We start from the raw sequence: 16,785 nt of genomic DNA on the forward strand, positions 1-16,785 counted from the left end.
ATATAATGGAATAAAAATATTACCTAAATCTTCCCAACTATCACTGTCTACGCCAATTTTCCAGTTTACTCCGCACATCAGGTGGCAGTTTGTCTCCTAAAGAATGACGTGTAGAACTGATACTTCCCGGTTCGATAGCCTTTTTCACTTGTTTCTGATTCTCTTCAATCTCTAGATGTAATTCTCTTGCAGAAATCCGCAGTGCACCTTGAGCAAAAATAATATGCTGCTCCACTAAGTCACTCGTTGCAACATAGATTTGGCGACGTCGGTTGCTAAATTCCCCAACCAGTCGCTCGATGCACTCGTCTGCGGTTTCTTTTTCCTTGGTGAAAAACACCTGGACTTTGCCTTGGACAAATGACCGTCCCAATCCTGGAACGCGGTATGCATCAAACACAGCAATAACCCTTCGTCCTGAGTAAGCCTGGTAATCAGCCAGCAAATCCATCAAGCGGTCGCGTGCTTCCTGCATACCAATCTGGGACAGTGCCGCAAGTTCCGGCCAGCCACCGATCATATTATATCCGTCCACAAGCAGCACATCACGCCAGTCGGCCATAGTTATCCCTGCTGTTGCCGAAGGCGTACCACTTCATACATAATGACTCCTGCGGCGACAGAGGCATTTAATGAATTGATCTTTCCGGCCATCGGCAGTTTAAGTAATACATCACATTTCTCACGAATCAGGCGTCCCATCCCTTTATTCTCATTACCGATTACAACAGCTACCGGTCCTGTGAAAATATTGGATCCAAACAGATTCTGATCTGTATCCACATCTGTACCTACTACCCAGACTCCCTGCTCTTTCAGACGATCAATGGTCTGACCTAGGTTAGTCACCCGCGCAACCGGAACATATTCAACGGCACCCGCCGATGTTTTGGAAACGGTAGCAGTAATCTGAGCCGAACGACGTTTAGGTACAATTACTCCATGCACTCCAGTACAATCTGCTGTCCGCAGAATGGATCCCAGGTTATGTGGATCTTCGATCTCATCCAGCAAAATTAGGAATGCAGGCTCTCCTTTAGCTTCTGCTGCAGCAAGCAAATCATCTACCTCGACATAGGCAAAAGGTGCCGCTTGAGCAACTACCCCTTGATGTTGAACTCCTGGAGCGAGTTGATCCAGCTTACGCTTGTCCACATGTTGAATGACAATCCCCGCTTTGCGTGCTTCAGCGACGATTGGTGCAGTCAGATGCTTCTGAGCCGTTTCTGCGATCCATATTTTGTTTAAAGTACGACCCGCACGAAGTGCTTCAAGCACTGAATGCTTCCCAGCTAATATTTCCTCTTCTGTCTTCAAATCTTCTTCCATGTCCACTTCTCCTATTCTCTATTTCACAAAAGCCTATCACGGCTGATTCAACATAAACTGTATACCACTCTGTACAATTTCTTGTATTCGCTCTTGTTGACCTGTGTAGTATAAGTAACCAATCAGACACTCAAAAGCAGTAGCATGACGATATTCAAGCACATCTGCATTCTTAGGAATACTTCCCGACTTAGCGTTTCTCCCCTGACGGGCGACATCCTTTTCCTCTTCTGTGAGATTCGGCTCCAAAAATCCAAGAATGGCACTCTGCGCCTTAGCGGATACAAGTCCTGTAGCAGAGCGATGCAAATGGTTTGGGCGCAAATTCGGAAGAGATACTAAATACTGACGAACTGACACCTCGTAAATAGCATCTCCTACATAGGCAAGTACGATTGGTGAGAGGAGTCGCGCAGGTTTGGAAGGCTCGTAAGGAAACCACCCGTTCTGAAACTTGCGTTCCTCACTCATTTACGCCGCCACCGCATTCCTTGCGGAGTATCCTCAAGCAATATGCCCAAGCGGCCTAATTCATCACGAATCTCATCGGACCGGCTCCAATTCTTATTCTCACGCGCTTCAACCCGCTCCGCGATCAATCGTTCAACTTCTTCACTCGCGATCTCTTCTTCCTCATGCTCAGGTGTCAAACGCAGCACAGCATTCATTTCCTCAAAAGCTTGCAGCAACGCAGCAAAATCAGCAGGGGCTGCTTCACTATTCGCAAGGGTATGGTTTGCAAGACTCACCCAATCAAACATAGCGGTAATCGCATCAGGGGTATTAAAGTCATCCTGCATTTTAGCATGAAAATTGGCCACTATAGCAGATAACTTATCGTTAATCTCTAAGCTCACTTCACCTTGGGCAACTCCTGCAGCAAGCTCAAGACGATGCTTAACATTGCTCTCAGCGAGAGAGATACGCTCTACGCTCTTTTCGGCTGAAGTCAACGAATCAACAGAAAAGTTCAAAGGATTACGGTAATGTGTCGAGAGCATGAAGTAGCGGATAGTTCCAGCTTTAAATTGCCCACGGATATCTTTTACAAGCCAACCATTACCAAGGGATTTGGACATTTTCTCGTCCCCGATATTGAGAAATCCATTATGCATCCAGTAATTAGAGAGTGGTTTACCTGTCAGAGCTTCTGTCTGAGCGCATTCGCATTCATGATGCGGGAACTGCAGATCTTGTCCGCCACCGTGGATATCGATTGTATCTCCTAAGAACTCTCTTGCCATGGCCGAGCATTCAATATGCCAGCCTGGACGTCCATTCCCCCAAGGGCTTTCCCAATACACTTCACCTGGCTTCGCCGCTTTCCATAGTACAAAATCCTCAGGCTTCTCTTTACGTGAATCAACCTCTACACGAATACCAAACTGTAATTCATCTAGATTCTGACGAGACAGCTTACCATAGTCTTCAAATTTGGAAGTGCGATAGAATACATCGCCGCCGCTCTCATATGCGTACCCTTTTTCCTCAAGGTCTTTAATGAATTGAGTGATCAGATTCATGCTTTCTGTAACCCGCGGATTCAATGTCGCCGGCTTCACTCCAAGTCCTTCGAGATCCTCAAGATAGGCAGCGATAAAAATCTCAGCAACCTCCGCTACTGTTGTATTCATTTCCTCTGCTTTACGTATCAGTTTATCATCCACATCCGTGAAATTCGTAACATACCGTACCTCATTGCCAAGTTGTTCCAAATAATTCCGGACCATATCAAAGACAATAATAGGTCTAGCATTTCCGATATGCATATATCCATAAACGGTTGGACCACATACGTACATTTTCACTTTGCCCGATTCCTGGGGCACAAACTGCTCCTTGCTGCGTGTCATTGTGTTGTAAATTTGTAAAGCCATCCTATTCCAACCCTTTCTGTTGTCCCGATTCCTTAGTACCGGATATGCTTAAATTTCGTAATCACCAATATACTGCTGAGTTTCAGCCAGTCGCTGTGCGGTCTTTTGCTTATCTTCTTCGCCAAGCTTCTCTCTGATTTCTTCGATTTCTTTTTGCAAAAAACGAAGTGAATCTACAAGCGGGTCTGGCATCTTGGTATGATCCAAACGATCGGATACACGTTCACCGTTTCGTTTTACTACACGGCCCGGGTTCCCTACTACCGTACTGTTATTTGGCACTTCACGCAACACAACTGCATTAGAACCTATATTTGAATTGTCGCCGATACGAAACGATCCTAATACCTTCGCACCAGAACCAATAACTACATTGTTGCCAACTGTGGGATGACGTTTACCTTTTTCTTTCCCTGTTCCCCCGAGTGTAACCCCTTGATAGATAATAACATCATCACCGATTTCACAGGTTTCTCCAATAACAATCCCCATACCATGGTCGATAAACAGCCTATTTCCGATGACGGCTCCGGGATGGATCTCAACACCGGTCATAAATCTACTAAACTGTGAGACCAAACGGGCCATTGTATACCAGCGGCGTTTGAAAAAAGAATGAGCAATTCGATGACCCCAAATGGCGTGCAACCCTGCATATGTGAAGACAACCTCGAACCAGCTGCGGGCAGCGGGATCGTTATCGAATACCGCCCGAATGTCCGACTTAATATGCTTAAACATCACGGTTCCTCTCTTCTTGACTCCCCCATCTCCTGTTTACAGGTACACAAGGGAGGTATTGTCTCCCATTCATCATTCTTATCATACATATGCTGTGGGTGTTTGCTTGGTTTGTTATATAAAAAAAGATACCTCGAAACAAAAAAAGCCCCTGCAGCATAAAGCTGCAGAGACGTTTAACCGCGGTTCCACTCTGCTTGAACGAATCAAACAGTCTGCGTTGTTACCATCGGCAGAGTTCCTTCGTTCCACTTGGCATCATTAACGGCGATGTACCCGGCACGATCTAACGAACCTTAAGGATCGTTCAACCGTGCAGCTCACAGGCGCATGTTCTGCCCCGGACAAATGAATAACTCCCAGCCCGAAAGGTATCCCTTTCTCGGTTATTCTCTCTGGTAATTGCCTTAATGGACGTACTTCTCCTGATCACAGCTATTATCATATGGTACTATCTTAGCGCAAAAGCTAAGGGACTGACAAGAGGCTTAGTGATAAGTAATCCTGCTTTAAGCTCCCTTAATTTGTGATTTCAAACGTTCGATAACTCGGTTTTGGCCGAGCAAAGCAATCGTTATATTGAGATCACGTCCGTGTGTTTGTCCGGTCAGAGCTACGCGAATCGGCATAAATAACGCTTTACCCTTGTGACCTGTTTCTTTCTGCACTTCCTTGATCAGTACAGCCATATTACTAGCACTGAAATCCTGACAGGCTTCAACCTTAGCCAGGAAAGCAGACAAGACCTCAGGCACTTGGCTTTCAGCTAGAACTTGCGCCGCTTCTGTTTCTAACTCCAGATGGCTACGGAAGAATAGTTCAGATAGCTCTACGATATCGGAGGCAGAGGTCATCTGCTCTTGATACAGTGCTACTAGGCTTTCTGCCCATGCCTGCTGCTCATCATTCAGCTCAGCCGGTATTTTCCCCGCTTTTTGTAGATGTGGAATCGCTAATGCCGAGATCCGTTTAGGATCAGCATGCTTAATATAGTGATTATTTAGATGCGCCAGCTTATTCTTATCGAATACAGCCGGACTTTTGGACAATCGGTCCGCATCAAAAATAGAAATAAGTTCTTCTTTACTGAAAATTTCTTCTTCACCTTCTGGCGACCAGCCCAGGAGAGAAATGAAATTAACCAAAGCTTCAGGCAAATAACCCAATTCGTCATACTGCTCGATAAATTGAATAACGGATTCATCCCGTTTGCTGAGCTTCTTGTGGTTGTCGCCAACAATAAGGGTCATATGACCAAACAAAGGCGGTTCCCAGCCAAGTGCTTCAAAGATCATAAGTTGACGCGGGGTATTGGAAATATGATCTTCTCCACGCAATACATGGGTAATAGCCATCAGATGATCATCAACAGCTACCGCAAAGTTGTAGGTCGGAATTCCGTCCTTCTTTACAATAACAAAGTCACCCATTTCCTTCGTGTCAAAAGAAATGTTGCCCTTTACGATATCATCGAACGCATACGTACGATCTTCTGGTACGCGGAAGCGAATACTAGCCACCCGTCCTTCAGCTTCAAAAGCAAGGCGTTGCTCTTCCGTCAAATCACGGTGTTTACCGGAATAACGAGGAGTTTCTCCACGAGCAGTCTGTTCTTCACGTTCCGCTTCCAGTTCTTCCTCTGTGCAATAGCAACGGTAAGCCAAACCTCTATCCAGCAAATCCTGCCAATATACGCGATAAAGATCCAGACGTTCAGTCTGGCGGTAAGGTCCATACTCTCCGCCAACATCAACGCTCTCATCCCAATCCATACCTAGCCATTTCAAATATTTAAGCTGGCTCTCTTCGCCGCCTGCGACATTGCGCTTCACGTCTGTATCTTCAATTCTGATAATGAATTTACCGCCTTTATTACGGGCGAACAGATAGTTAAACAGCGCCGTTCTGGCGTTACCTATATGTAAATGTCCCGTAGGGCTCGGTGCGTAACGCACCCGGACTTGATCCGTCATTATATTCCCTCCGCTTCATATGGTTAAAACTTAGAATTTACTACTTAGACCATCTCAAGATGATATCACATCTTGGAGTAGACAGACAATAGATTGTGCGGCGATTCCTTCGCCACGACCGGCAAAACCAAGCTGCTCGGTAGTGGTGGCTTTAACATTCACCTTGGACGGGTCTGCATGAAGCGCACGAGCAATGATCTCCGTCATTTGAGGAATGTAAGGCGCCATCTTTGGTTTCTGGGCAATAATCGTTGAATCGATATTTCCAAGCTTATAACCACGCTCGCTAGCAAGCGCCCATACTTGTTCTAATAATTTCAAGCTATCCGCGTCCTTAAACGCCGGATCTGTGTCCGGAAAATGTCTGCCAATATCACCTAGTCCAAGCGCGCCTAGAATAGCGTCACTTACTGCGTGCAGCAGCACATCTGCATCGGAATGTCCCAGTAGTCCTTTTTCATATGGAATCGTTACTCCTCCAATAATACAAGGCCTTCCCTCTACCAGTTGATGTACATCAAATCCTTGTCCTACAGCGATCATGATTGTCCCTCTCCCCTGTTTCTTTCTGTGAATTCTGCAAAATCTAAATCATCAGGCGTCGTAATCTTAATATTTCTGTAGCTTCCCTCTACCACAGAAACCGGAATGCCGGCACGCTCCGCTAAACTGGAATCATCTGTACCTAAAAAACCATCCCGCTCCGCTACCGCATAAGCATCCAGCAATTCAGAAAGACGAAAAGTCTGCGGGGTTTGAATCGCCCACAGACTTCGCCGATCCGGCGTAGAAAGTACTTTGCCTTCGTTATCTACCTGTTTGATCGTATCTTTGACTGGTACAGCAAGAACTGAAGCACCGATCTGCTTCGCTCGCTTGTAACATGCCTCAATTTCAATCGGCTGTACAAACGGGCGAACCCCATCATGCACCATTACCCACTGTGTCGTAAGTTTCAACAATCCTTTATGTACAGAATGCTGACGCTCAGATCCACCAGGCACGATAGCCTTAACCTTGTCCAGCTTATAGAGCTGTATCCATTCCCGGCAGCGTTCAATATCTTCTTTACCGGTTACAAGCACGATTTCGGAAATCAATTCGTGCTGCTGAAATACTTCCAGCGTATGAACGATAATTGGTTTACCCTGCAATAACAGATATTGCTTGCTCTCTACAGTCCCCATTCGCGTTCCTCTGCCTGCCGCCACAATGACGACGCCCACACTGTTTGACATTACTCAGGCTCCTGTCTTTCACGTATATTCCCATCATAACGTGTTTGGCGGGCATTTCCAACCCATAGGACAGTTACCGTACACTTTATCTTCACTTATTGTGCTTTTTCCAAGAGCTTCGGCTTCGCAAATATCATCCGTCCAGCTGAAGTCTGAAGCACACTAGTGACAAGTACCTCCATCGTAGTCCCGATATATTCACGTCCGCCTTCCACAACGATCATCGTTCCATCATCTAAATAGGCTACGCCTTGTCCATGCTCTTTGCCATCCTTAATGACCTGTACCACGATTTCCTCACCGGGCAACACTACGGGCTTCACGGCATTAGCAAGATCATTAATGTTCAGAACTGAAACTCCCTGCAATTCGCATACCTTATTCAAGTTGAAGTCATTTGTAACTACTTTACCTCGCAGTACCTTCGCTAACTTCACCAGCTTACTATCCACCTCAGAGATTTCTTCAAAATCTCCCTCATAGATTAACACCTTCACATCAAGCTCTTTTTGAATCTTATTGAGAATATCAAGTCCCCGCCGTCCGCGATTCCGTTTCAGTAGATCGGAAGAATCTGCAATATGCTGGAGCTCCTCAAGTACAAATTCCGGAATAACAATCGTTCCTTCAATAAAACCAGTTTTACAAATGTCAGCAATCCGTCCATCAATAATCACGCTAGTATCGAGGATTTTATGCTCCTCCAGCCCACGACCTTCCGGCTCAGCCGCTTGTCCCCAGCGTCCAGTTGTCCAAAGCGCAGCTAGTTCCTCTTTTTTCTCCAGCCCGATCCGCAGCCCCATATATCCAAAAGCTAACGTAACGGGTACCTGCAGCAGCTGTCCAGCTTTTCCAAGCCAAATCATCGCAGGGTATAACAGAAGAGACAGCAGCAGCCCCCCTGTAAGCCCAGCTGCACCTGCAGCCAATTCATTCATTGGTATACGCGAACAGTACAGAACCGCCTCCCGCAGTTTTGAACCTCCCCATTCCGCGCATAAAGACCCCGCAAACAAAAAAATAATGGCACCCAGCACCGTAAATAAAATGCTTCCCTCTACAGGTAAACTTTCACTCAGCTTTTCCATCCCCTTGGGGAATCCTCTTTCAAGCGCATGGTATAGCGAAAAACCAGACCAAGCTCCACATATTAAAGCAAAAGACAATATCACTTTTTTCCACATAACCTAACGCACCTCCTTTTTATTCATCCTTGAATGATCTATACCTCACCAGTATGTTCCAATTTTCAAGACGATAAACTTGGAGTAGCGCTGTAATTGCAAAAAGGCTCTGCCATCCCTAGGGAAGACAAAGCCTTTAGTAATAAATGTATGAATTTATCCTTACTACGAGTGAATGCTTTAACCGTTCTTTGAGTGATACACTTTATCTTCGGAACGTCTTCTACGACGGTGACGGCGTCTTGCTGTCAATCGATCGATGTTTTGTTTAAAACCATATAACGCGTAAATCCCCAGTAAGACGAAGATTAGCTTAGCAATTTCCTCTGGGAATACAACGGCAACTGCCACAGCAACAATAATGACTACTGGCGCACCGACAACCACTTTTTTAGGCAAGCCGACCTTCTTAAAATTAGGATATTTAACAGTGCTGACCATCAAATACGATAAGAGCAGTGTAGCCACGATCATAAACGGAGCGGAAACATCTTTATTAAAAAGAGCTAATGTGGCAAGTACACCACCAGCAGCAGGAATTGGCAAACCGATGAAATAACCAGGAACCCCTGGTTGAACATTAAAGCGAGCAAGGCGCAATGCCCCAAACACCGGGAAAATTGCAGTTACTGTCCAGGCTAATGCAGAATTCAAATCATGCAGGCTTGAAACGTACATAATAACAGCCGGCGCTACTCCAAAGGAAACGACATCAGACAAAGAGTCCAGTTCCTTACCAAATTCACTCTCACATTTAAGTGCACGAGCAACTCGGCCATCCAATCCGTCTAACAGCATAGCAATAATAACCATGATAGCGGCCATGCTAACTTTACCGTCAAACGCCATCATGATACCAAACATTCCGAGCATCAAGTTACCTATGGTAAAAAGACTCGGAATTGATTTTTGTATCATTTCTTCACCTCAATTTTCTCACATTGGCCTTAAATAGCTCCAATATTACGTGATTGTATGTTATTTACATTTGCCTGTCAATAAGAACTTGCTTCTGTAAACGTTTGAGCCCATCCTGAATATTACGAGCTCGCACCTCCCCAATTCCGTCCACTTCATCCAGTTCGGCTATGCTTGCAGACATCAAATTAGGCAGCATTTCAAACCGCTCCACCAGATTATGAATGATCACATTTGGAAGCCGCGGAATTTTGTTAAGCAGACGATACCCACGTGGTGTAACCACTTCTTCGGATGAAATTGCCGTTGAAGAGTAGCCCAGCAATCGAGCAATATGGTTATCATCCATTAGGTCATCATCACTAATACGTTTGAGACCGGCAATAATTTCACGAATTTTATCTTCTTGCTCTTCCTTAGCATAGTCTCTGTATAGGAGCCATGCTTCTTCCTCTGTATTTCCAACCAGTTCTTCCATCTGCATGCTGATTAAGCGTCCTTCGTTGCCTAATTCATTTATATATCGTTTGATCTCCATTTTTATGCGTAGAACCATCTCTACCCGCTGAATCACTCCGACCACTTCGGCCACGGTTACGATTCCCTCATACTCTGAAGCAGACAAATTCGTCAGTCCTTGTGTAAGAACCGCTTTGTACTTTTCGAGGGTCTGAATCGCTTGATTAGCTTTAGCCAAAATAGCTCCGATTTCTTTTAGTGCGTATCGAATGGAGCCTTGATACAGAGTAATGATATTACGGCGCTGTGAAATGGAAACCACCAGTTTGCCTGTTTGCTTCGCTACACGCTCGGCGGTCCGGTGACGAATGCCTGTCTCGATTGATGAAATAGACGAATCCGGAATTAATTGTGTATTTGCATACAAAATCCGCTTTAAGTCTTCACTAAGAATAATGGCACCGTCCATTTTGGCGAGCTCATATAAATAATTGGGTGAAAAATCGCAGTTAATGGAGAATCCTCCGTCTACTACTTCCATCACCTCGGGACTATAGCCAACGACGATTAGTGCTCCCGTCTTTGCGCGCAGCACATTCTCCAGACCTTCCCGAAAAGGTGTTCCCGGTGCCGCCAGTCTGAGCAGATCATTCATATTCTCTAATTGGTTATATTCTTTCATAATCCCTGTGCCCCCTAATCTAACGCGACCGATAGTGCATCTGCTACGGTACTGACGCCTATAATCTGGATATCTTGCGGGTGCTTCCAGCCCTTCAAACTTTTCTCTGGCATAATCACCCGCCGGAAGCCTAGCTTCGCGGCTTCCTTCACACGCATTTCCGCGCGTGAAACACCTCTTACTTCACCTGTAAGTCCTACTTCACCGAAGAAAACATCGTAAGGTTTTGTTGAAATATCACGAAAGCTGGAAGCGATACTAATAGCTACTGCTAAGTCAATCGCCGGTTCATCCAACTTTACTCCTCCAGCCACGTTAAGGTATGCATCCTGATTCTGTAGGAACATGCCCATTCGCTTCTCCAGTACAGCGATAATGAGTGCCATCCGTTGATGATCCATACCTGTGCACACCCGGCGCGGGGAGGGGAAATGAGTAGCAGCGACAAGAGCCTGAAGCTCAACAAGCACCGGTCTAGTCCCTTCCATACTGGCCACGACGGTGGATCCGGCTACACCGAGTGGACGTTCCGACAAGAAGAGCTCAGACGGATTTTCTACTTCTGTTAAGCCCACTTCACCCATTTCGAAAATGCCGATTTCATTCGTTGAACCGAAGCGGTTCTTTACAGCCCGTAGAAGTCTATACGTATGATGCCGCTCTCCCTCAAAATACAGCACACAATCCACCATATGTTCAAGCATCCGTGGGCCTGCAATAGCGCCTTCCTTGGTGACATGCCCAACGAGAACTGTTGCAATTCCCCGAATCTTAGCGATACGCATAAATCTTGTCGTACATTCTCGAACCTGAGTCACACTGCCTGGCGCACTCGTCACTTCTGGCATAAATACAGTCTGAATCGAATCGATCACAAGAAATTGCGGCTGAATTTGTTCAATCGCTTCTTCTATGCTTTCCATATTCGTCTCACATAGTACATATAGCTCAGCTGACAACGCACCGAGGCGATCCGCACGTAGCTTAGTTTGCCTTACCGATTCTTCGCCCGAGATGTACAGCACTCGCAATCCCTGAGTTGTTAGAGCATGCGATGTCTGTAATAAGAGCGTAGATTTACCGATTCCTGGGTCTCCCCCTACTAATACCAGCGATCCTGGCACGATCCCCCCACCGAGAACACGGTTAAGCTCACCTATACCTGTCAGTATGCGCGGTTCCTTGTCACTTTCTATACTTATGATCGATTGTGCTTTTTCTTTACTATGAAAAATAGGGGCATTCATTCCCTGTGTTTTGACTACGCTTTCCGTTTCCTCCACCATGGAGTTCCAAGCTTGGCACCCGGGACATTTACCGAACCATTTTGGCGATTCGTATCCACAATCAGTGCAAAAAAATTTAGTTTTTGGTTTAGCCATTTGTTCTCCTTACGGTCCGAACTTTTAAATTGCGGATATTTTCTTCTAATGAAAGTTTACCATTTCTGCCCCTTTAACGAAAGGTCATTCGGAATTTGTACTAAATGTATATTTTCAAGTGATAAATTTATATTAAAAAAGCTTCCGCCCCTCTATAAACTGAGGAGCGGAAGCTTTTTTTATTCCGTTTTTTTATTCGGATTCTACTTCTTTTTCAAGCAATGGCGCTACAGGAGCATCCACTTTATTCACTACAAGTTCTCCGCCAACTTCATCAATGTTGAGCGAATCACCCTTTTGGATATTTCCTCGGAGCAATTCCTCGGAAAGACGGTCTTCAATATGCTTCTGAATCGCACGACGCAATGGACGTGCACCAAAGGCTGGGTCGTAGCCTTCCTTAGCCAGGAAAGCCTTCGCCGCATCCGTGAGTACGAAATCAACATCATATTCACGCAGTCGCTTGCGCAGTTCATCAGACATCAACGTAACGATTTCAGCAATATGCTTCTCATCGAGGGAATGGAAGACGATGATTTCGTCAATCCGGTTCAAGAACTCAGGACGGAAGCTCTTCTTAAGCTCTTCCATAACCTTGCCCTTCATATTACCGTATTCTGCTCCAGCATCTTGCACAGCTGTGAATCCAAGTGTCGAATTCTTCTTGATCGCTTGTGCGCCTACGTTAGAAGTCAGAATAATTAATGTATTACGGAAATCGACTACCCGTCCTTTAGAGTCAGTCAAACGACCGTCTTCAAGAACCTGCAGCAGAATGTTGAATACTTCTGGGTGCGCTTTTTCAATTTCATCAAGCAGCACTACAGAATAAGGCTTACGGCGTACCTTCTCGGTTAATTGGCCGCCTTCTTCATAGCCAACATATCCAGGAGGGGCTCCGACTAAACGGGACGTGGAGTGCTTCTCCATATATTCCGACATATCAATACGGATGACCGCATTCTCATCGCCGAACATAGCCTCAGCCAATGCACGAGCCAACTCCGTTTTACCTACACCTGTAGGACCGAGGAAGATAAAGGAACCCATTGGACGTTTCGGATCTTTAAGACCTGCACGCGCACGGCGTAGTGCCCGGCTAACTGCCTTAACGGCTTCATCCTGACCGATCACTCGTTCATGCAGTAAAGCCTCCATGTTAAGCAGACGGTCGGTCTCCTCTTCCTTCAGCTTGCTTACAGGAATCCCCGTCCAGCTAGCTACAACCTGTGCGATATCTTCAGGTGTAACCTCTGAATCCGTGCGACCTTGTTTTTCTTTCCATTGGTTCTTAGTGGTATCAAGCTCTTCACGGATCTTTTGCTCTGTATCACGCAAGGCAGCCGCTTTTTCAAACTCTTGACTCTGCACTGCGGAATCTTTCTCCTTGCGGATATCATCCAAGCGCATTTCAAGTTCCTTCAGATTTGGCGGGATGGTGTAAGAGTGAAGCCTTACTTTAGATCCTGCTTCATCGATAAGGTCAATCGCTTTATCTGGCAGGAAACGGTCCGGAATGTAACGATCGGACAACTTCACTGCTTCCACAATAGCTTCATCCGTAATCTTCACACGGTGATGTGCTTCATAACGATCGCGAAGTCCGAACAGAATTTGGACCGCTTCCTCTGGAGAAGGCTGATCCACCGTAATCGGTTGGAAACGTCTTTCGAGCGCTGCATCTTTTTCAATATATTTACGATATTCGTCAAGCGTAGTAGCGCCTATGCACTGAAGTTCTCCACGGGCCAAAGCCGGCTTAAGAATGTTAGATGCGTCTATCGCACCTTCAGCGCCGCCAGCACCGATCAGCGTATGAAGCTCATCGATAAAGAGCACGATATTACCTGCTTGGCGAATCTCATCCATGATTTTCTTGAGGCGGTCTTCAAATTCACCGCGATATTTTGTCCCTGCCACTACTGAGCCCATGTCGAGCGTCATGACGCGTTTGTCGCGAAGTGTTTCTGGGATTTCATTGTTGATAATCTTTTGTGCAAGTCCTTCAGCGATAGCTGTCTTACCAACACCAGGTTCACCGATCAGTACCGGGTTATTCTTAGTCCGGCGACTCAGTACCTGAATAACACGTTCAATCTCCTTGCTACGGCCGATAACCGGGTCTAGATTGCCCTCCTTAGCATAGGCGGTCAAATCGCGCGCAAGACCATCTAGAGTCGGTGTGCTGACATTAGCCGGAGTTCCACTATGACTAGAGGCAGCCTCGCTGCTTCCCAGGAGCTGCAGCACTTGCTGACGAGCTTTATTCAAGCTGATGCCGAGGTTATTAAGCACACGTGCCGCGACACCTTCCCCTTCACGGATAAGTCCAAGCAAAATATGCTCAGTGCCGACATACGTATGTCCCAGCTTACGGGCTTCATCCATCGACAACTCAATCACTTTTTTAGCGCGAGGAGTATAAGCAATGTTCGTAGGCTGTTCTTGACCTCTGCCAATCAGTGTCTCCACTTCGTCCTGGATTTTTTCAAGACCTAGCCCTAAAGCAATTAATGCCTTAGCAGCAATGCCGTCTCCTTCACGAATAAGTCCGAGCAAAATATGTTCTGTGCCAATATTGTTGTGTCCTAAACGAACAGCTTCTTCCTGCGCCAGCGCTAGCACTTTTTGTGCGCGTTCCGTAAATCTTCCAAACATCATATCTCCTGCACCTCCATGAATAGTAAATATCTATATTAATGTTGTGTTCCCAGTGTCTCTCGGAGCAGTTTTGCCCGATACATATCTCGTTCAGTGGCGTTTAACTCATCGCCGAACATCTTTTGCAGAAATCCTGGCTGTGTCTTAACGTTAAGTTCATTTAGCACTGAAATCGAAAGACCTTCCAGAATGCCAAGATCAACCCCAAGTCTCACATCAGACAGTCGTTGTGCAGATTCTTTAAGCTCCATAAGAGCTGCATAACATAAAATCCCATAAGAACGCTTCACTCGGTCGGTTATTCTCAGTGCGGAATCAACAAGCAACCGTTCACGTGCATTTCGCTCATGCTCTATGATCTGCGTAACTACACTGTGAAGATTCTCAATAATTTCACTCTCCGTTTGACCGAGGGTGATCTGATTGGAAATTTGAAAGATGTTCCCTACTGCTTCGCTGCCCTCACCGTAAATTCCTCTTACAGTCAATCCTACTTGGTTCACTGCAGACAATATGCGATTGATCTGATGCGTCATTACAAGTGCTGGCAGATGCAGCATTACTGAGGCACGAAGCCCTGTACCCACATTAGTGGGGCAACTGGTCAAGTATCCTCTTTTATCATCAAAAGCGTAATTGACAGCTGCTTCAAATATATCATCGATCGCCGTCGCACGTTCCCATGCTTCTCTAACCTGAAGACCAGGAAACAGACATTGGATTCGCAGATGGTCCTCTTCGTTAATCATGATGCTGACCGACTCATCTTCATTTAACAAGACAGCCGCGCTGCGCGAATCATTAGCCAAGTTAGGACTGATTAGGTGTTTCTCAACCAGTACCTTTTTGTCCAGTTCATTCACTTCATCAAGCTTTAGGAGTTGAAAAGATCCGAAATCTGCAGCTGCTTCCTCATGAAACACAGGAGCCAACAGCTCTAACACTTCTTCCGATTGCTCTAAGGAAGCCAGCATTGGAAACGGAAGATGCTCTAGATTACGGGCAATACGCATACGACTGCTAATTACAATCTCGGAGTGACTACCTCCAGAGCGCATCCAATCACTAAGCGCTTGTTCAGTAAATCGGAGACTTGACATGTCATATCCCCCCTATATATCAAAGACTTTACTCTTGTGCTATTTCTTTTTCAAGTTTACGAATCTGATCCCGCAGCTCCGCTGCTTTCTCGAATTCTTCTTGTGTAATACTCTGCTGTAATTCCTGCTTGAGTTCATCAATTTGGCGTCTAAATACAATCTGAGCTCCTGCACGTTTCGGAATCTTACCTACATGTGAAGTACTACCATGCACTCGCTTAAAAAGCGGGTCGAGTGCGCTGTTAAAATATTTATAGCAGGAGCTACAGCCAAAACGGCCTAACTTGCTAAACTGGGAGTACGTCATCCCACAATTCTCACATTGCAGACTCTGCGTTGTCTTCGTTGCAGCCGACTTCTCCTTGCCGGCACCCTCTAGATCAAGCAGACCTGACAGCAGACTGTGGATCGAGAACCCTCCAGCCGTTCCGGGAATGAGTTCCCCCTTCTCCCGTGCACAGCTCTCGCAGATATGAAACTCCGTCTTCTCTCCATTCACGATCTTAGTGAAGTGGAGTGTTGCCGGCTTGACGCCACATTCCTGGCATTGCATAAGCGAAAGCCCCTCCCTTATGGTTGACAATTATTTGCCTAACAAAGAGATTAACATCGCCTTCATAATCTTGGCACGAATCTCATCCCGGTATGGAATCTTAACCGTTAGGCATTCCCGAGAAACAGCAGCGCGCATAAGGCACGCTTCACGCTTACTTAGAAAACCGGCTTCCTCCAGCTGATAAATCAGCCCTTCAGCAGCGTTCTGATCAATCCCGCCACCTATAGTATGGTTTAAATGGGCATGCAGTGCCACGTTTGGTGGCAATTCAAAACGTTGAATACGAATATATCCCCCGCCACCACGCTTACTTTCCACCACATAACCTTTTTCCAAAGTAAAGCGTGTACTGATGACATAATTGATCTGTGACGGTACGCATGAGAACTGGTCCGCCAGGTCATTTCGCTGGATTTCCACCGTACCTTCGGGACTTTCATGCAAAATATTCTTCAGATATTGTTCGATAATATCAGAGATATTGCGCATCACTCATCCTCCAGTGCTTAAATCTTTATAATACCGATTGCAACTTGCATTCCTAATGACAATGGTCTTTAATTGAACTTAAACATTTGTGGATAATTCCACGTGTTCAGAGAATCGGATCAATGTCATTAAGTTTCGTTGACTTTGACTTTCTTTGACTTTTTAATATTATAACATATTCTGTGCTAATTCCAAG

General features: G+C 45.8%; 16 protein-coding genes. All 16 read right to left on the reverse strand.

All coding sequences use genetic code 11. The annotated features are described in order from the left end of the window. Nucleotides 1-40: 40 nt before the first annotated feature. The 16 genes from ACN6MV_RS28535 to ACN6MV_RS28610 all read right to left on the reverse strand — a co-directional run bounded on the left by ACN6MV_RS28535 (nt 41) and on the right by ACN6MV_RS28610 (nt 16,589). Complete coding sequence (locus ACN6MV_RS28535) at nt 41-562, reverse strand: NYN domain-containing protein (RefSeq protein ID WP_076121171.1); 522 nt, start codon at nt 560-562, stop codon at nt 41-43. A gap of 2 nt (nt 563-564) precedes the next feature. Next, complete coding sequence (rlmB, locus tag ACN6MV_RS28540) at nt 565-1,329, reverse strand: 23S rRNA (guanosine(2251)-2'-O)-methyltransferase RlmB (protein WP_042131237.1); 765 nt, start codon at nt 1,327-1,329, stop codon at nt 565-567. A gap of 36 nt (nt 1,330-1,365) precedes the next feature. Beyond that, complete coding sequence (locus ACN6MV_RS28545) at nt 1,366-1,800, reverse strand: Mini-ribonuclease 3 (protein ID WP_076121172.1); 435 nt, start codon at nt 1,798-1,800, stop codon at nt 1,366-1,368. Continuing rightward, nucleotides 1,797-3,206: a cysteine--tRNA ligase gene (gene cysS / locus ACN6MV_RS28550; RefSeq protein ID WP_419885328.1), complete on the reverse strand. Its 1,410-nt coding sequence runs from the start codon at nt 3,204-3,206 to the stop codon at nt 1,797-1,799. Before cysS ends, ACN6MV_RS28545 begins: the two co-directional genes overlap by 4 nt. A gap of 48 nt (nt 3,207-3,254) precedes the next feature. Then, on the reverse strand, nt 3,255-3,947 hold the full coding sequence (gene cysE / locus ACN6MV_RS28555) for a serine O-acetyltransferase (protein WP_042131240.1): 693 nt from the start codon (nt 3,945-3,947) through the stop codon (nt 3,255-3,257). Between the two features lie 509 nt (nt 3,948-4,456). Beyond that, nucleotides 4,457-5,920, reverse strand: coding sequence for a glutamate--tRNA ligase (gene gltX / locus ACN6MV_RS28560; protein WP_042131241.1), 1,464 nt, complete (start codon nt 5,918-5,920; stop codon nt 4,457-4,459). Nucleotides 5,921-5,974: 54 nt separating this feature from the next. After that, entirely contained in the window at nt 5,975-6,463 is a 489-nt protein-coding gene (ispF, locus tag ACN6MV_RS28565) for a 2-C-methyl-D-erythritol 2,4-cyclodiphosphate synthase (RefSeq protein ID WP_042131242.1), read from the reverse strand. Beyond that, nucleotides 6,460-7,158 carry a 2-C-methyl-D-erythritol 4-phosphate cytidylyltransferase gene (gene ispD / locus ACN6MV_RS28570; protein ID WP_042131243.1) on the reverse strand — a complete coding sequence of 233 codons (699 nt, stop codon included), beginning with the start codon at nt 7,156-7,158 and terminating at the stop codon, nt 6,460-6,462. Before ispD ends, ispF begins: the two co-directional genes overlap by 4 nt. Before the next feature lie 95 nt (nt 7,159-7,253). Next, entirely contained in the window at nt 7,254-8,342 is a 1,089-nt protein-coding gene (locus tag ACN6MV_RS28575; RefSeq protein ID WP_042131244.1) for a PIN/TRAM domain-containing protein, read from the reverse strand. A 180-nt stretch (nt 8,343-8,522) separates the two neighbouring features. Next, a complete protein-coding gene (gene pssA / locus ACN6MV_RS28580; protein WP_042131245.1) occupies nt 8,523-9,260 on the reverse strand; it encodes a CDP-diacylglycerol--serine O-phosphatidyltransferase in 738 nt (245 codons plus the stop codon). Nucleotides 9,261-9,324: 64 nt separating this feature from the next. Then, nucleotides 9,325-10,401: a DNA integrity scanning diadenylate cyclase DisA gene (disA, locus tag ACN6MV_RS28585; RefSeq protein WP_042131246.1), complete on the reverse strand. Its 1,077-nt coding sequence runs from the start codon at nt 10,399-10,401 to the stop codon at nt 9,325-9,327. Nucleotides 10,402-10,415: 14 nt separating this feature from the next. Then, a complete protein-coding gene (gene radA / locus ACN6MV_RS28590) occupies nt 10,416-11,783 on the reverse strand; it encodes a DNA repair protein RadA (protein WP_076121175.1) in 1,368 nt (455 codons plus the stop codon). A gap of 192 nt (nt 11,784-11,975) precedes the next feature. After that, nucleotides 11,976-14,444 (reverse strand): ATP-dependent protease ATP-binding subunit ClpC, encoded by a 2,469-nt coding sequence (gene clpC, locus ACN6MV_RS28595; protein ID WP_042131248.1) that lies wholly within the window; start codon nt 14,442-14,444, stop codon nt 11,976-11,978. Between the two features lie 35 nt (nt 14,445-14,479). Beyond that, nucleotides 14,480-15,544: a protein arginine kinase gene (locus ACN6MV_RS28600; protein WP_042131249.1), complete on the reverse strand. Its 1,065-nt coding sequence runs from the start codon at nt 15,542-15,544 to the stop codon at nt 14,480-14,482. A 28-nt stretch (nt 15,545-15,572) separates the two neighbouring features. Then, nucleotides 15,573-16,097 (reverse strand): UvrB/UvrC motif-containing protein, encoded by a 525-nt coding sequence (locus tag ACN6MV_RS28605; protein ID WP_076121176.1) that lies wholly within the window; start codon nt 16,095-16,097, stop codon nt 15,573-15,575. A gap of 30 nt (nt 16,098-16,127) precedes the next feature. Next, nucleotides 16,128-16,589, reverse strand: a complete 462-nt coding sequence (locus tag ACN6MV_RS28610) for a CtsR family transcriptional regulator (protein ID WP_042131251.1) — start codon at nt 16,587-16,589, stop codon at nt 16,128-16,130. Nucleotides 16,590-16,785 lie beyond the last annotated feature (196 nt).

This window comes from Paenibacillus sp. B-A-8, from assembly GCF_048572915.1.
Classification (GTDB): Bacteria; Bacillota; Bacilli; order Paenibacillales; family Paenibacillaceae; genus Paenibacillus_AQ.

Excerpts from the sequence above, each read along its gene's own strand:
- ACN6MV_RS28535 (WP_076121171.1), bottom strand. The coding sequence starts at position 562 with ATGGCCGACTGGCGTGATGTGCTGCTTGTGGACGGATATAATATGATC.
- rlmB (WP_042131237.1), bottom strand. The coding sequence starts at position 1,329 with ATGGAAGAAGATTTGAAGACAGAAGAGGAAATATTAGCTGGGAAGCAT.
- ACN6MV_RS28545 (WP_076121172.1), bottom strand. The coding sequence starts at position 1,800 with ATGAGTGAGGAACGCAAGTTTCAGAACGGGTGGTTTCCTTACGAGCCT.
- cysS (WP_419885328.1), bottom strand. The coding sequence starts at position 3,206 with ATGGCTTTACAAATTTACAACACAATGACACGCAGCAAGGAGCAGTTT.
- cysE (WP_042131240.1), bottom strand. The coding sequence starts at position 3,947 with ATGTTTAAGCATATTAAGTCGGACATTCGGGCGGTATTCGATAACGAT.
- gltX (WP_042131241.1), bottom strand. The coding sequence starts at position 5,920 with ATGACGGATCAAGTCCGGGTGCGTTACGCACCGAGCCCTACGGGACAT.
- ispF (WP_042131242.1), bottom strand. The coding sequence starts at position 6,463 with ATGATCGCTGTAGGACAAGGATTTGATGTACATCAACTGGTAGAGGGA.
- ispD (WP_042131243.1), bottom strand. The coding sequence starts at position 7,158 with ATGTCAAACAGTGTGGGCGTCGTCATTGTGGCGGCAGGCAGAGGAACG.
- ACN6MV_RS28575 (WP_042131244.1), bottom strand. The coding sequence starts at position 8,342 with ATGTGGAAAAAAGTGATATTGTCTTTTGCTTTAATATGTGGAGCTTGG.
- pssA (WP_042131245.1), bottom strand. The coding sequence starts at position 9,260 with ATGATACAAAAATCAATTCCGAGTCTTTTTACCATAGGTAACTTGATG.
- disA (WP_042131246.1), bottom strand. The coding sequence starts at position 10,401 with ATGAAAGAATATAACCAATTAGAGAATATGAATGATCTGCTCAGACTG.
- radA (WP_076121175.1), bottom strand. The coding sequence starts at position 11,783 with ATGGCTAAACCAAAAACTAAATTTTTTTGCACTGATTGTGGATACGAA.
- clpC (WP_042131248.1), bottom strand. The coding sequence starts at position 14,444 with ATGATGTTTGGAAGATTTACGGAACGCGCACAAAAAGTGCTAGCGCTG.
- ACN6MV_RS28600 (WP_042131249.1), bottom strand. The coding sequence starts at position 15,544 with ATGTCAAGTCTCCGATTTACTGAACAAGCGCTTAGTGATTGGATGCGC.
- ACN6MV_RS28605 (WP_076121176.1), bottom strand. The coding sequence starts at position 16,097 with ATGCAATGCCAGGAATGTGGCGTCAAGCCGGCAACACTCCACTTCACT.
- ACN6MV_RS28610 (WP_042131251.1), bottom strand. The coding sequence starts at position 16,589 with ATGCGCAATATCTCTGATATTATCGAACAATATCTGAAGAATATTTTG.